The following is a 13,299-nucleotide window of genomic DNA, read 5'->3' as shown; positions in this document are numbered from 1 at the left end:
GCGGGCTAATTCGGCAGTCGAGTGACGGTCCCTGCTCCGGTCGGAATGAGGTCGACAGCGTGCGAGGCGAAGCGGAGGTGACCATGACCCAGGTGGGAAACGGCGCGCAGACGGCCGGCCGCCCAACGCGCCTGCCGCGCTCGGCACGGCGTAAGCAACTGCTGGCGGCAGCCCAGGAAGTGTTCGTCGCCCAGGGATACCACTCGGCCGCGATGGACGACATCGCCGAGCGGGCCGGCGTCTCCAAGCCAGTTCTCTACCAGCACTTTCCCGGAAAGCTGGAGCTCTATCTGGCGCTGCTGGACACGCACTGCGACGCGATCGTGGCCAAGGTCCGGGAGGCGATGGCGGCGACCACCGACAACAAGGAGCGGGTCAGCGGTGCCGTGCGGGCGTACTTCGACTTCGTCGACCATGCCAGTGGCGCGTTCCGGCTGGTCTTCGAGTCGGACCTGCGCAACGATCCGGCCGTACGCGAGCGGGTCGAGCGGGTGGAGCAGGGCTGCATCGCCGCCATCACCGACACCATCATCTCGGACACCGGCGTGAGCCGGTCCCGGGCAGAACTGCTCGCCTCCGGGCTCGTCGGCGCGGCCGAGACCGCGGCCCAGTTCTGGCTGGCCGGCGGGCGGCAGGTGCCGAAGGCCGAGGCCGAGGCGCTGCTCACCGGGCTGTCCTGGCGCGGGATCGCGAGCTTCCCGTTGCAGGGCGAGGCGAGCCTTTCCACGCAGGGTGAGGCGAGCTTTCCGTCGCGGGGCGAGACGAGCTTTCCGGCGCAGGGTGAGTCAGCCTGAACGCAACCGGCGCGGATCGGATAGCCTTTCCGACGGCGGATCTTTCGCCCCGAACGAGGAGGCCACGTGGAGGTCAAGATCGGCGTTCAGTACGCGCCGCGCGAGCTGGTCCTGGAGAGCGCGCAGACGCCGGCCGAGATCGAGCAGATCGTGACCGACGCCCTCAGCACCAACGACGGCACGCTGTCGCTGACGGACGAGAAGGGCCGCCGGGTCATCGTGCCGGTCGGCAAGGTGGCCTACGTCGAGATCGCCGAGGCGTCGCCCCGGGCGGTCGGCTTCGTCGCCCGCTGACGCCGGAACGCCGGCCGCCGGCCGGGCTCAGTTGCGGACATCGGCAGCCGGCCGGGCTCAGTTGTTCAGTCCGACGGCCGACATCCGGGCGGTGTGCGCGGCGGTCAGGCGCTTGAACAGCACCTGCACCCCCGACTGGTCGTCGAAGCCGGTCGCGATCAGGGCGGTCAGCGCCACCCGCTCGCTGGCGGTCCGGCCGGCCTGGGACAGCCCCTCGCCAACCAGGCGCCGGGCCCACATCGAGAGCCGGTTCGCGACCTTCGGGTCGGCCTGGATGGCGAGCCGGATCTCCTGACCGGCGAACTCCTCGTACCGGGAGCCGTGCAGCACGTCGAGTACGAGTTGCCGGTCGGGGTCGGCGAGGAACGCCGCCATCTCCCGGAAGAAGTCGTCGGCGACGGCGTCCCCGACGTACGCCTTGGTCAGTGCCTCCAGCCAGTCCTTCGGCTCGGTCGAGTCGTGGTACGACTGCAGCGCCGGCACGAACGGCGCCATCGCCTCCTCGGGCGGCACGCCGAGTTCGGTCAACCGGTCGGCGAGCCGCCGATAGTTGGTGATCTCGACAGCGGCCATCTCGCTCAGCACGGCACGGCGGGCCAGATCAGGGGCCAGCCGGGCGTCGGCGGCCATCCGGTCGAAGGCCACCAGCTCCCCGTAGGCGACCAGCCCGAGCAGGTCGACGACGGCGCCCGGGACGGTCGGGCCGACGGGTTCGGCGACGCTGGGACCGACCGGTTCGGCGAGGGCGGCTGAGGTGATCGGGGCGGGCTCTGCGAGGGCGGACACGCCCGCAGGTTACCGTCCGGGCGCCCGGGCGGGGTCCCGACGGCAGGAGACCGGAGATTCGTCCCGGTTTTCCGGCGACCGTCCTACCTGTCGGAAACCAACCACCTCCAGAAGCGTGACGTACGTCACATCACCGACCCCCGGGCGACGGCCGCGTCCCTGGACCGAGGACGCCGTATGCCGGGCTCAGGTAGCATGGATCAGTTGCCGAAGGAGGCAGAGGACCGGAAGGCCTCAACCGATTCCGAAATCTGCCCTGCGGCGCGCGTGTGCGGCCCGGTCTTCTACTCGGCGTTCAGCCGTCGACCGTGTGGCCCGCGCCATACCGATATCGCGCCCTACGGACGAACGGGGCGCACCACGAGAGGGCACCCCCACAACCACATGAGCGATCACATCGAAAACATCATGGCCGGCCAGGCGCTTGCCGCCGACGCGCCGGTCCGACCCGAGGCACCCACCTTCGCCGAACTCGGCGCCCGTCAGGAGACCGTGGCCGCACTCGAAGCGGTGGGCATCACCCGGGCCTTCGCCATCCAGGAGTACGCCGTGCCGATCGCGATGCGCGGCACCGACCTGATCGGCCAGGCACCGACCGGCACCGGCAAGACCCTCGGCTTCGGCGTACCGCTGCTGGAGCGGGTCTTCGCGCCGGACGAGGGCAGCGACGGGCTGCCGCAGGCGCTTGTCGTCGTACCCACCCGTGAGCTGGGACTCCAGGTCGCCAAGGATCTCGCCGCGGCGGGCCGGACCCGGGGGGTACGGGTCCTGCCGATCTACGGCGGCGTGGCGTACGAGCCGCAGGTCGAGGCGCTGCGCAAGGGCGTCGAGATCCTGGTCGGTACGCCCGGACGGCTGCTCGACCTGGCCAAGCAGAAGCAACTCCGGCTGGACCGGGTGCACGCGCTCGTCCTGGACGAGGCGGACCGGATGCTCGACCTGGGCTTCCTGGAGGACGTCGAGAAGATTCTGGCGATGCTGCCGGAGGACCGGCAGACGATGCTCTTCTCGGCCACCATGCCGGAGCCGATCGTCGCACTCTCCCGCCGGTTCCTCCGGCACCCGGTGAACATCCACGCCGGGCACACCGCCGAGACCGGGCCGTCGCCGCAGACGGAGCAACTGGTCTACCGCACCCACTCGATGAACAAGATCGAGATCGTCGCCCGGATCATGCAGGCGCGCGGGCGCGGACTGACAATGATCTTCACGCGTACCAAGCGGGCGGCCGACCGGGTCGCCGAGGATCTCGACTTCCGCGGCTTCGCGGTCGCCGCCGTGCACGGTGACCTGGGTCAGGGCGCCCGGGAGCGGGCGCTGCGGGCGTTCCGGGCCGGCAAGATCGACATCCTGGTCGCCACCGACGTGGCGGCCCGGGGGCTGGACGTCACCGGGGTCACCCACGTGGTGAACTACGACTGCCCGGAGGATCAGGACACCTACACGCACCGGATCGGCCGTACCGGTCGGGCCGGCGCCACCGGGGTCGCGGTGACCTTCGTCGACTGGGACGACATGCCCCGCTGGCGGATCATCGACAAGACCCTCGGGCTGGAGATGCCGGAGCCGCCGGAGACGTACCACACCTCCCCGCACCTCTACACCGACCTGGACATCCCGGCCGACGTCGCCGGCACCCTGCCGTCCGCCGAGCGGACCCGGGCCGGGCTCTCCGCCGAGGTCGAGGAAGACCTCGGCGGTCGGTCCCGGGGTGTCGGTGGCCGGCGTGGGCCCGGTCGCGGCGACGGCGGCGCGGGCCGGTCGCGCAACCGGCGCGGCGGCGGTGGCCGCAGCGCCGGCACCGCCGATCCGGTCGGCCCGGAGGCCGAGGTGACCGGCGGGGACGAGCCGCGCCGCCGGCAGCGTCGCCGGCGCCGGGCGGGCGAGGTCGTCGGGGGCCCGCAGGGCTCCCCCGACGCGGCCGAGGCAGCCGCCACCCGGACCGAGCCGACCGAGGCCGGCGGGGCGCCGGCCGCGGTGGAGGTCGACGCCGACGGATCCGCCAAGCCACGGCGTCGGCGCCGCCGCAGTCGGCGGGGCACCGGTGCCAGCGACGCCGCCACCGGCGAGTAGATGCCGCAACAGCTCGACGCAGCGCTCGCACAGGTGCGGGCGCTGCTGCTGGATCCCGGGTTGACCCGCGCCGTCGCCGCCGGGCGGCGACGCGGGCAGCTCCCCACCGTGGTACGCGCCGAGCTGCGCCCGGTCGCCCTCAAGTCCGGTGCCCGGCTCCAGATCGTCACCGACGACGGCGCCCGCCCGTTCACCCGAAACGTGGTGCCCGGCCCGGAGGCGGACGCGGCCGTCGACGCGCTGCTGGCCGAGCCGTTCGGCAACTGGCACGTCGAGACCGCCTCCGCCACCCTGCAACTGCGGGTGACCAAGCGGGGCGAGGCGCAGCTGCACCGGGTCGAGGCGCAGCGGGCGGGCGCCCCGGCCACCCCGCACGACCGGGCCCGGGAACACCTGCTCGACCCCGGTGATCCGCTGTTCGCCGCGATCGGCGGCAGCGCGGCCAAGCGACGGCAGGTCGACGCGTTCCTGCGGGCCCTCGCGGCCACCCTGCCGGAGGAGCTGACCGGCCCGCTGCGGGTGGTCGACCTCGGCTGCGGCAACGCCTACCTCAGCTTCGCGGCGTACCGCTACCTGGCCGGGCGGGGCATCGACGTGCGCCTGGTCGGCGTGGACGTACGCGAGGACCAGCGGCGCCGCAACAGCGCGCTCGCCGAGCGGCTCGGCTACGCCGACCGGGTGCGCTTCGTCGCCGGCACCATCCTGGAGGCGACGGTGGAACCCGCCCCCGACCTGGTGCTGGCGCTGCACGCCTGCGACACCGCCACAGACGAGGCACTGGCCCGGGCGGTGCGCTGGGGGGCCCGCTGGATACTCGCCGCGCCGTGCTGCCACCACGACCTCGCCGCGCAACTGCGGGCACACCCAGCCCCCGACCCGTACGACCCGCTGGTCCGGCACGGCATCCTGCGGGAGCGCCTCGCCGACGTACTCACCGACGCGCTGCGGGCGGCGCTGCTCCGGTTGCACGGCTACCGGGTCGAGGTGGTGGAGTTCGTCGACTCGCAGCACACCCCGCGCAACCTGCTGCTCCGGGCGCGGCACACCGGCGCCGAGCCGACCGACCGGCAGCGTGCCGACTACCGGGGGCTGATCGGCGACTGGCGGCTCACCCCTCGGTTGCAGACCCTGCTCGGCCCGCCCTGACCCGCGGTCGCGCCGGAATCGGCCGGCTGCGGACCCGGACCGTCAGCCGGCTGCGGAACCGGGCCGTCGCGGCACACAACGCCCGCGTCGGTCGGCACAGAACGCCGCGTCGATCGGCACACAACGCCCCGGTCGGCCGGAACACGCCGCCCCGTCGGCCGGCACACAACGCCCCGGCCGGGCCGCCTACCGGCGGTTCATCCGCCGTACCGGCGGAACTCTTCAGATGATCGGATAGTCAGGTCCGATGCCGGCCGACCGATGGTACGGGCGGGTGGGTGCGATCAGTCGGGTTTCCCCGACGGGGTTCCGGACTACTCTCAGAAGACCACCCGAAGTCCGGGCGAAAGGGTTTTCCGCTGAGCATCGGTGCCGCACAGGACTCGCCGCAGGCGGCCTTCGCCCGCTTCGTCCGGCGGGCCATCGACGATGCCAAGAGCGAACGCGGCTGGACCGTCAGCGACGTGGCCGCGCACACCGGTGTGGGCCGATCCACGCTGTTCCGCTGGCTCGCCGGGGACTGGCAGGACTATCCCGAGCTGGCGAAGGTGCGCGGGTTCTGCACCGCCCTGGACGTGCCGGTCGGGGTGGCCTTCCGGGCACTCGGCCTGCCCGACGGCGAGCAGCCCGGCCCGGCCCGGCGGGACCGGATCGAGTCGTCCGTGGACGCCGACCTCCGGGTGATCGTGACCCGGCTCGCCGACCCCGGCGTACCGCCGGAGGAGAAGAAGCTGATCCGCGACATGCTGCGCTATCTCGCCCACCGGCAGGTAAGGCGCGCCGGCTGACCCGACTCGCCCCGGCCTCAGGCAACCGCCATGGCCTCAGGCAACCGTCACGGTGAACTCGGCCGTCTGCACCGCGCCGGCCACCTGGAAGTCGAGATACATCCGGTACCGCCCGGAACTCGGTGCGGCAAGCCAGAACTTCACCGCGCCGCCCACCAGCTCGGGCTCCGGGTGGACGTGCACGTAACCCAGGTCGCCCTCGCGCAACGCCACCAGGTGCCCGTACGCGCCGAGGTAGGGCTCCAGGGCGGTGACCGGGTTGCCGCCTGCGAAGACCCGGAACAACATCGGCTGGCTGGCACCGGCCTGCGGAGTGCCCTCGTAGGTGACGGTGAACCCGGCGACCGTCGCCTCCCGGGCCGCCGCCGGCAGCGGTCGCGGGGCGTGGTCGCCGGCGACCGCCAGGTCCACCCCGAGGGTCAACGGCAGCTGCCCGCCGCCGCCGTCGAGCACGGCGAAGTCGGCGTACACCCGCCACACGCCGGCCGACGGCAGGGTCAGCGGCAGACTCCAGGTGCCGTCGGGTGCCATCGTCGGATGCAGGTGCTGGTAGCCGCTGAGATCCCGGCGGACCACGATCATGTGCAGTGGCTTCTCGTGCACCACCGCGAACCCGGTCACCGGCTGGCGATCCGGGCCGCGTACCTGGAATCGGAAGTCCTCGGCCCGGCCCGCGGTAAGGGTCGTGGTGGTCGGCACCAGCGTGTAGCCGGCCACACTCACGCTCAGCCCGCCCGCGTCGGCCGGATCGCCGGACGCTCCGGTGGGGTGCTCGTGCGGCCCCGTCCCCGGCGGATGGACGTGGCCGCCGGCCGGGTCGGTGGCGCCGGCCGAGGGCTGGGTGCCACCGCCGGCCGCCGGAGTGGCGCCGCCGTTCGCCCGACCCAGCCCGAACCCGGCGAGCAGGGCGAGCACCAGACCGGCCACGGTGAGCGCGAGGCGTACGGTGCCCCGGTCCGGCACCGCCGACTCGGCGGAACCGGCGGGGCCGGCCGGCCGGCGACCCCGGGCAGGGCCGGCCGGCGGGCGGGCAGCGCCCGCCGCCAGATCGGTCCGACCGGTCTCCGGCGCTGCCGGCTGGTCACGGGTCACGACCCGCAGGCTACCGTCCCGGTCCGGCGGTGCCACCCGGCGGTCACCGTCGCCCTCCGGAGGGCGACGAACGTCACGGTACGAACCTGAGCAGCCTCGATGCGTGGCCTCCGCCGGCCATCGATCGTTGGACAGGTCGTGCCGACCACCGCATTGCCACGTCGCGCCGCAGCCCTCGCCGCCGGGATGACCGTGGCGTTGTCGCTGGCCCCCGTACCGGGCCGGGCCGCACCGGTCTCCGACCCGGCCGAGCGGATCGCCCAGGCGGCGGAGCAGTTGGAAATCGTCGTCGAGCAGTACAACGACCTGCGGGAGGCGCTGCGGGAGACCCGGGCCAGCAGCGCGGCGATCCACGCCGAGATGGGGCCGCTGGAGCGCGCGATCGAGGCGCACCGTACCGAGGTCAGTTTGATCGCCGCCCGGGCGTACCGCACCGGCGACACCCGCGCGCTCGGGGTGCTGGGCACCCTGCTCGGCGCCGCCACCCCGGAGAACCTGGCGGGCCCGCTGATCCTGCTCGAACGGCTGAGCCGGGAGCGGCACCGGACGATCGCCGCGCTGACCGAGGCGCTCGACCGGCTGGCCCAGGCCCGGCGCACCGTCGATGCGCTCGTCGCCCGGCAGCGGAGCCAGGAACGGCAGCTCGCCGCGCGGAAGCTGGCGATCGAGACCGAGCTGGCCCGCCTCGCCCGACTGCCCGAACCCGACGAGCCGGCCGCCGAGGCGGTGCCCCGGCTGCCCGAGGCGGTTCCCGGGGCCGCCGGTCGGGCCGTCCGGTTCGCGTACGCCCAGCTCGGCAAGCCGTACCGGTGGGCCGGGGACGGTCCGGACGCGTACGACTGCTCCGGACTCACCTCGGCCGCCTGGGCGGCTGCCGGCGTACGGCTGCCGCACAACGCGGCGCGGCAGTACCGGGCGGTGACCCGGATCAGCCGGGCCGCCCGGCAAGCCGGTGACCTGGTCTTCTACTACCGCGACCTGCACCACGTCGCCATCTACGTCGGCGACGGGAAGATCATCCACGCGCCGCGTACCGGCACCCGGATCCGGATCGACCGGGTCGACTACCAGCCGATCGCCGGGTACGGCCGACCCGGCTGAGCCTCGCCCGCGGTCGGACGACTCAGCCGGCGACGGCGAGCGCGAACGGGAGCACCCCCGGCGCACCTGCCCGGCGCAGCAGGCGGGACACGACCGTCATGGTCCAGCCCGACTCGACGAGGTCATCGACCAGCAGGACCGGACCGGTCAGCCCGGCCAACTCCCCGACCAGCGGCGCGGGCAGCTCGAAGGCGCCGTGCAGCGCGCGTACCCGCTGGGCGCTGTTGCCCCGCGGTCCGCCGCCGGCCGGTCTGTCGCTGCCGCCCGCCCCGGCGCCGGCCGGACCGTCCCCGTCGTGCGGTCCGGCGCCAACCGGACCGTTGCCGGCCGGCACCTCGCCGAGCAGCGGCAGCCGGCCGACCCGGGCGATCCGGTCGGCCAGCCCGTGCACCAGCCGGGGCCGCCGACGCGACCCGACGGCGAGTACCGCGACCGGCCTGGCCGGCCACGGATCGTCGCCGTGCGCCCACGCCTTCAGCACCTCGACGACGGCCGCCGCCACGTCCTCCGGCACCTGCCCGTCCGGCGCCTCCGGCCCGGTCAACGCACGCAGCCGGGCACCCCAGCCGAGGTCGGAGAGGCGCCCGACGGCCCGCCCCGGATACGCCTGCTCGGCCGGACCGATCCTGCCACGCAACGGCACCCCGACCGTCTCCAGCCCGGTCGGCCAGAGCTTCTTCGGCGGGATCTCCACCCCGGGGCGGCCGAGGAACGCCTGCGCGGCGGCGAGCGCCGGCGCCGACACGTCGATGTCGAACCGAGCCCCGGTGCACCGGTCGCAGCGCCCGCAGGCGGTGGCCGCCGGATCGTCCAGGCAGCGGCGGAGGAACTCCATCCGGCAGCCGCCGGTCGAGGCGTACTCCCGCATGGCCTGCTGCTCGGCGGCACGGGCCTGCGCCACCCGGCGCAGCCGGACCGCGTCGTAGTGCCACGGCTCACCGGTGGCGAGCCAGCCGCCCCGGACCCGGCGTACCGCGCCGTCGACGTCGAGCACCTTGAGCATCAGCTCCAGCCGGGTCCGGCGCAGGTCGACGATCGGCTCCAGCGCCGGCGTGGAGAGCGGACGGTCCGGACGCAGCGCGGCGAGGACCGCCCGGACCTGCTCCTCGGGTGGGAAGGCCAGCGAGGCGAAGTACCGCCAGATGGCCTGGTCCTCGGCGCCGGGCAGCAGCAGCACCTCGGCCGTGCCGACCGCCCGACCGGCCCGGCCGACCTGCTGGTAGTAGGCGATCGGCGACGGCGGTGCGCCCAGGTGCACCACGAATCCCAGGTCCGGCTTGTCGAAGCCCATGCCGAGCGCCGAGGTGGCAACCAGGGCCTTCAGCTTGTTGTCCAGCAGGTCCTGCTCGGCGGCGCGGCGGTCGGCGTCGTCGGCCTGCCCGGTGTACGACGCGACCGGGTACCCCCGGCCGCGCAGGAACTCGGCGGTCTCGCCCGCCGCCGCCACGGTCAGGGTGTAGATGATCCCCGAGCCGGGCAGCCGGTCGAGCTGGTCGGCCAGCCAGCCGAGCCGGTGCGCCGGGCTCGGCAGGTCGAGTACGGCCAGCCGCAGCGACTCGCGGTCCAGCGGCCCGCGCAGCACCAGTGCGTCGCCGAGCTGCTCGGCCACGTCGTCGGTGACCCGGCTGTTCGCGGTGGCGGTGGTGGCCAGTACCGGTGTGCCGGCCGGCAGCCCGGCAAGGAAGGTACGCAGCCGCCGGTAGTCGGGGCGGAAGTCGTGCCCCCAGTCGGAGACGCAGTGCGCCTCGTCCACCACCAGCAGTCCGGTGGTGGCGGCGAGCCGGGGCAGTACGCCGTCCCGGAAGTCGGGGTTGTTCAGCCGTTCCGGGCTGATCAGCAGGACGTCGACCGCTCCGGCCTCGATCTCGGCGACGATCTCGGCCCACTCGTCGAGGTTGGCCGAGTTGATGGTGCGGGCCCGGATTCCCGCCCGGGCGGCCGCCTCCACCTGGTTGCGCATCAGTGCCAGCAGCGGCGAGACGATCACCGTCGGCCCGGTACCCCCGGCCCCGGCCCCTGCCCTGCCGGACCGCTGCCGCAGCAACGCGGTCGCGACGAAGTAGACGGCCGACTTTCCCCAGCCGGTCCGCTGCACGCAGAGCACCCGGCGGCGCCGCACCACCAGCGCCTCGATGGCCCGCCACTGGTCGTCCCGGAGCCGGGCGTGCTCGCCGGCCAACCGGCGCAGTACGGCCTCGGCCCGGTCGCGTACCGCCGCCTGCTCGGCGCCGCCGGGTCCGGCCCGGTCGCGCACCGCCGCGTGCTCCGCGCCGCCCGGCCCGGGCTCGTCCGGCGTCCGGTTCCCGTCCATCCGGCCTTTCTACCAGGGTCCGGCCCGGACCGGCCGCGCCGGCACCGAACGGGGCCCCGTCCGGCCTTGTCCGAACCAGCGACACTGTGGTGATCTGTGCAACACACCGAGCAACGGCCGGAGGCGGACATGCGTCCAGTGGCGACCCAGGGGCAGCCGACCACGGAACGGGAACGGTTGCCGTCCGGCGGTTCGGAGTTCCTCGCCCTGCTGGCCCGGCTGCTGCGCCGGCCACGCCGGGGAGACCGGCGGTTGCCGCTGATCTGGCTGGTCCGCTCGCCGGCCTCGCCGGACCTGATCGCCCTGCTGCGCCGGGTGCTCGGCCGGGGTCAGCGGCGGCGGATCCCGCACGCCACCCTCGACCTGACCGGCCGGGGCGACCGGCCCGAACCCGGTGGCGAACCGACCGCCACCGACATCACCGGCGCGCTGCGGGAGGCGCACCGGCAGCTCGCGCTGGAGGCGTTCGGCGGCGAGCGGCTGCGTTTCCGGCACTACCCGCTGGCCGACTGGCTGCTGCACCAGCCCGTACCGGAGTCTGCCGCCGAGGCGGGCGAGGACCGCCGGCCGGCCCTGGCCCGGCAGCTCCGGGACCGGCGCGGCAGCCGGCCGGGCAGTGACCCGGCCGGCGGCGGCGACGGCGACGGGGACCTCTTCCACACCGCGTACCAGCTCGCGTTCTGGCTGGTCCGGCGGGCGATCCCGAGCGCCGTGTTCCGGGTGGCGGTCTCCGGCCGGGTGCCGCTACTGGGGCCGCACTACCGGTGGTTCATGCGGCAGCAGTACCTGGCGCCACGGCAGTCGGTGACGTTCCTCGGGTTCGCCGAACGACTCACCGCCGGGTGGCGGGACGGGGAACAGCCGGAGCAGGTGGACAAGCTGCTCGTGCACGCGTTCCTGGAGGACCTCCGGCAGGCGTACCGGCGGCGGCTCTGGCGGCCGTCGAGCTGGCGACGGACGGCGTACCCGGTGCTGCTGCTGCCCGACGTGGCCGTCGGCGATCCGGGGCACACCCTGATCCGGCTGATCAACGACGTCCGCAACGAAACCGGCCGCAACGACCCGCTGCTGGTGGTGGCGGCCGGCGCCGAGCCACCGCCGGAGCTGCCCGAGCCGTACGCCCTGGTCGACGCCGAGGAGGCGTACGACGAATGGGTGGACGTGCTGCCGGAGACCCGGCGGCTGCGCCGCCCGGCGGCCTGGCTCATCGTCCTGCTGCTCGGCGACCCGAGCGCGGGCTCGGAGCCGAGGGGCGGACTGCTCAACTTCGCCCCACCGGGCCCGCCGTGGTGGAGTCGCCGGTTCCTGCCGACCGCACTCGTCCTGCTGCTGGTCGCCGTCGCCGGGGTGTGGGTGAACTCCCGCTGGAGCCTGGACTGCCACCCTCGGCCGTTCGACGGGTCGGTCTCGGTGGAGCTGGTCGGCGGCGAGTGCGTCGGCTACAGCGACACGGCCGGGCACGTCTTCAATCGCGACCCCGGGCAGGACCGGCTCCGGGCCGTGCAGCGCCGGATCTTCGCGCAGAACGCCGCCGCCGAGCAGGTCTGGCAGCGCAGCGCGCGACGGCGCCCGCTGGTCACCCTGATCTACCTCGGCACCCTGACCGGGAACCGGACCCGGGCCGACGAGGAGTCGTACGTCTCCGAGCGGGAGGAACTGGAGGGCATGGCGACCGCCCAGTACGCGCTGCTGCGCGAGTCGGCCGGTGCCGACGGCGCGGCGCTGCTCCGGGTGGTGGTGGCGAACGCCGGAGCGCAGATGCGGCATGCCGGCCGGGCGGTGGCGATGCTCGAAGGGCTGATCCGGGAGGACCCGACGGTACTCGGCGTGGTCGGGCTGGTGGAGAGCCGGACCAGCACCGCGGCGGCCTTGCGGGAACTCAACCGGATCGGCCTGCCGGCGCTGGCCCCGACCCTCTCCGCGGACGGGATGTACCAGAACTCCAAGCTCTACCTGCAGATCTCCGCGCCGAACCGGGACCAGGCCGCGCTGATCGACGAGTACGCCCGCCAGGTGCTCCGGGTCGACGGCGCGCACGTCTACTACACCACCGGGGAGTACAGTTCCCTGACCGAGGACCTGTACGTCGCCACCCTGGTCGACGACCTGCGCCAGCGGTTCGGCGACCGGCTGGACCGGGTCGAGGAGTGGCGTACCGGCCAGCGGATGACCCAGGAGTGCGGTTATTCCGGCGTACTCGTCTTCGCCGGCCGGTGGTCGGAGTTCGACGGCTTCCTCCGGGCGCTGAAGGAGTGCGGCCCGAACCCGCCCCGGCACCTGGTCGGCGACGACTCGGTCAACCGGTACATGGCCAATCCAGGGTTGCGGGCCAGCGCGCCGGGCAACCTTCCGGTCACGTACGTCTCGAAGGCGGCCCTGGCCACCTGCGCCGCGCTGCGTACCGCCCGGGACCGGCGCGACGACGTACGCGGCAGTTTCCTCGCCTGGATCCAGGCCGACGACCTGCTCGACCAGCCCCGCTGCCGGGAGGACGGCCCGAGCGCCCCGGTCGGTGAACGGGTCAGCCTCGCCTACGACGCCGCGACCATGGTGGTCCGGGCGGTGGAGAGCCTCGCCGCCCGGTTGCGGCACGGCAGCCCGCGCGAGGAGTGGAATCCGCGGGCCGTCAACCCGGCCGGGGTGCACACCGAGGTGCTGCGGCAAAACGCCGAGAACGGCTACCCGGGGGTGAGCGGCCTGATCAGGTTCCCGGCCGACTCGGGCGAACCGGTGGCGAAGCGGATCTCCCTGGTCCGGGTGGACCGGGTGACCGACGTCGACACCGAACCCGTCGAGGTGTTCCGCTGCGGCTCGGCCGACGACCCCGCCGACCAGGGCTGCCGGCCCGCACCGTCCGCCCCGACCCGACCGGCGTGATCCCCGGTCGCCCGAGGTGCTCGTCCCGTCCGCTCGG

The 13,299-nt window shown here is 74.1% G+C and carries 10 protein-coding genes; 7 read left to right on the top strand and 3 right to left on the bottom strand.

What is annotated here, in order from left to right; genetic code table 11:
- The first annotated feature begins 83 nt into the window (after nucleotides 1–83).
- Together EV371_RS10475 and EV371_RS10470 are read left to right on the top strand one after the other, a co-directional pair.
- Nucleotides 84–794, top strand: a complete 711-nt coding sequence (locus tag EV371_RS10475; protein ID WP_349338386.1) for a TetR/AcrR family transcriptional regulator — start codon at nucleotides 84–86, stop codon at nucleotides 792–794.
- 66 nt (nucleotides 795–860) lie between these two features.
- Complete coding sequence (locus EV371_RS10470) at nucleotides 861–1,088, top strand: DUF3107 domain-containing protein (RefSeq protein ID WP_101368237.1); 228 nt, start codon at nucleotides 861–863, stop codon at nucleotides 1,086–1,088.
- A gap of 57 nt (nucleotides 1,089–1,145) precedes the next feature.
- Here the strand turns inward: EV371_RS10470 and EV371_RS10465 are convergent, their stop codons facing one another.
- Nucleotides 1,146–1,874 carry a ferritin-like fold-containing protein gene (locus tag EV371_RS10465; protein ID WP_349338385.1) on the bottom strand — a complete coding sequence of 243 codons (729 nt, stop codon included), beginning with the start codon at nucleotides 1,872–1,874 and terminating at the stop codon, nucleotides 1,146–1,148.
- A gap of 384 nt (nucleotides 1,875–2,258) precedes the next feature.
- Between EV371_RS10465 and EV371_RS10460 the strand changes: the two genes are divergently transcribed.
- The 3 genes from EV371_RS10460 to EV371_RS10450 all read left to right on the top strand — a co-directional run bounded on the left by EV371_RS10460 (nucleotide 2,259) and on the right by EV371_RS10450 (nucleotide 5,881).
- On the top strand, nucleotides 2,259–3,947 hold the full coding sequence (locus EV371_RS10460; RefSeq protein ID WP_130461868.1) for a DEAD/DEAH box helicase: 1,689 nt from the start codon (nucleotides 2,259–2,261) through the stop codon (nucleotides 3,945–3,947).
- On the top strand, nucleotides 3,948–5,093 hold the full coding sequence (locus EV371_RS10455) for a class I SAM-dependent methyltransferase (protein WP_130461867.1): 1,146 nt from the start codon (nucleotides 3,948–3,950) through the stop codon (nucleotides 5,091–5,093).
- Between the two features lie 365 nt (nucleotides 5,094–5,458).
- The gene (locus EV371_RS10450) at nucleotides 5,459–5,881 is read left to right on the top strand and encodes a helix-turn-helix domain-containing protein (RefSeq protein ID WP_130465809.1); all 423 of its coding nucleotides are present in this window, start codon (nucleotides 5,459–5,461) and stop codon (nucleotides 5,879–5,881) included.
- A 36-nt stretch (nucleotides 5,882–5,917) separates the two neighbouring features.
- Here EV371_RS10450 and EV371_RS10445 read toward each other — a convergent pair whose 3' ends face one another.
- Nucleotides 5,918–6,973: a hypothetical protein gene (locus EV371_RS10445; protein WP_349338383.1), complete on the bottom strand. Its 1,056-nt coding sequence runs from the start codon at nucleotides 6,971–6,973 to the stop codon at nucleotides 5,918–5,920.
- A 138-nt stretch (nucleotides 6,974–7,111) separates the two neighbouring features.
- Between EV371_RS10445 and EV371_RS10440 the strand changes: the two genes are divergently transcribed.
- Nucleotides 7,112–8,074: a C40 family peptidase gene (locus EV371_RS10440; protein WP_165436657.1), complete on the top strand. Its 963-nt coding sequence runs from the start codon at nucleotides 7,112–7,114 to the stop codon at nucleotides 8,072–8,074.
- A 22-nt stretch (nucleotides 8,075–8,096) separates the two neighbouring features.
- Here EV371_RS10440 and EV371_RS10435 read toward each other — a convergent pair whose 3' ends face one another.
- Nucleotides 8,097–10,385 carry a DEAD/DEAH box helicase gene (locus tag EV371_RS10435; protein WP_130461865.1) on the bottom strand — a complete coding sequence of 763 codons (2,289 nt, stop codon included), beginning with the start codon at nucleotides 10,383–10,385 and terminating at the stop codon, nucleotides 8,097–8,099.
- Between the two features lie 129 nt (nucleotides 10,386–10,514).
- On the opposite strand from EV371_RS10435, the gene EV371_RS10430 reads away from it, so the two are divergent.
- Nucleotides 10,515–13,262, top strand: a complete 2,748-nt coding sequence (locus tag EV371_RS10430) for a type 1 periplasmic-binding domain-containing protein (RefSeq protein WP_130461864.1) — start codon at nucleotides 10,515–10,517, stop codon at nucleotides 13,260–13,262.
- Nucleotides 13,263–13,299: the final 37 nt, after the last annotated feature.

The organism is Plantactinospora sp. CNZ321, from assembly GCF_004217235.1.
Note: the sequence above shows the minus strand (reverse complement) of the source record. Positions and strands in the feature narration are given on the sequence as shown.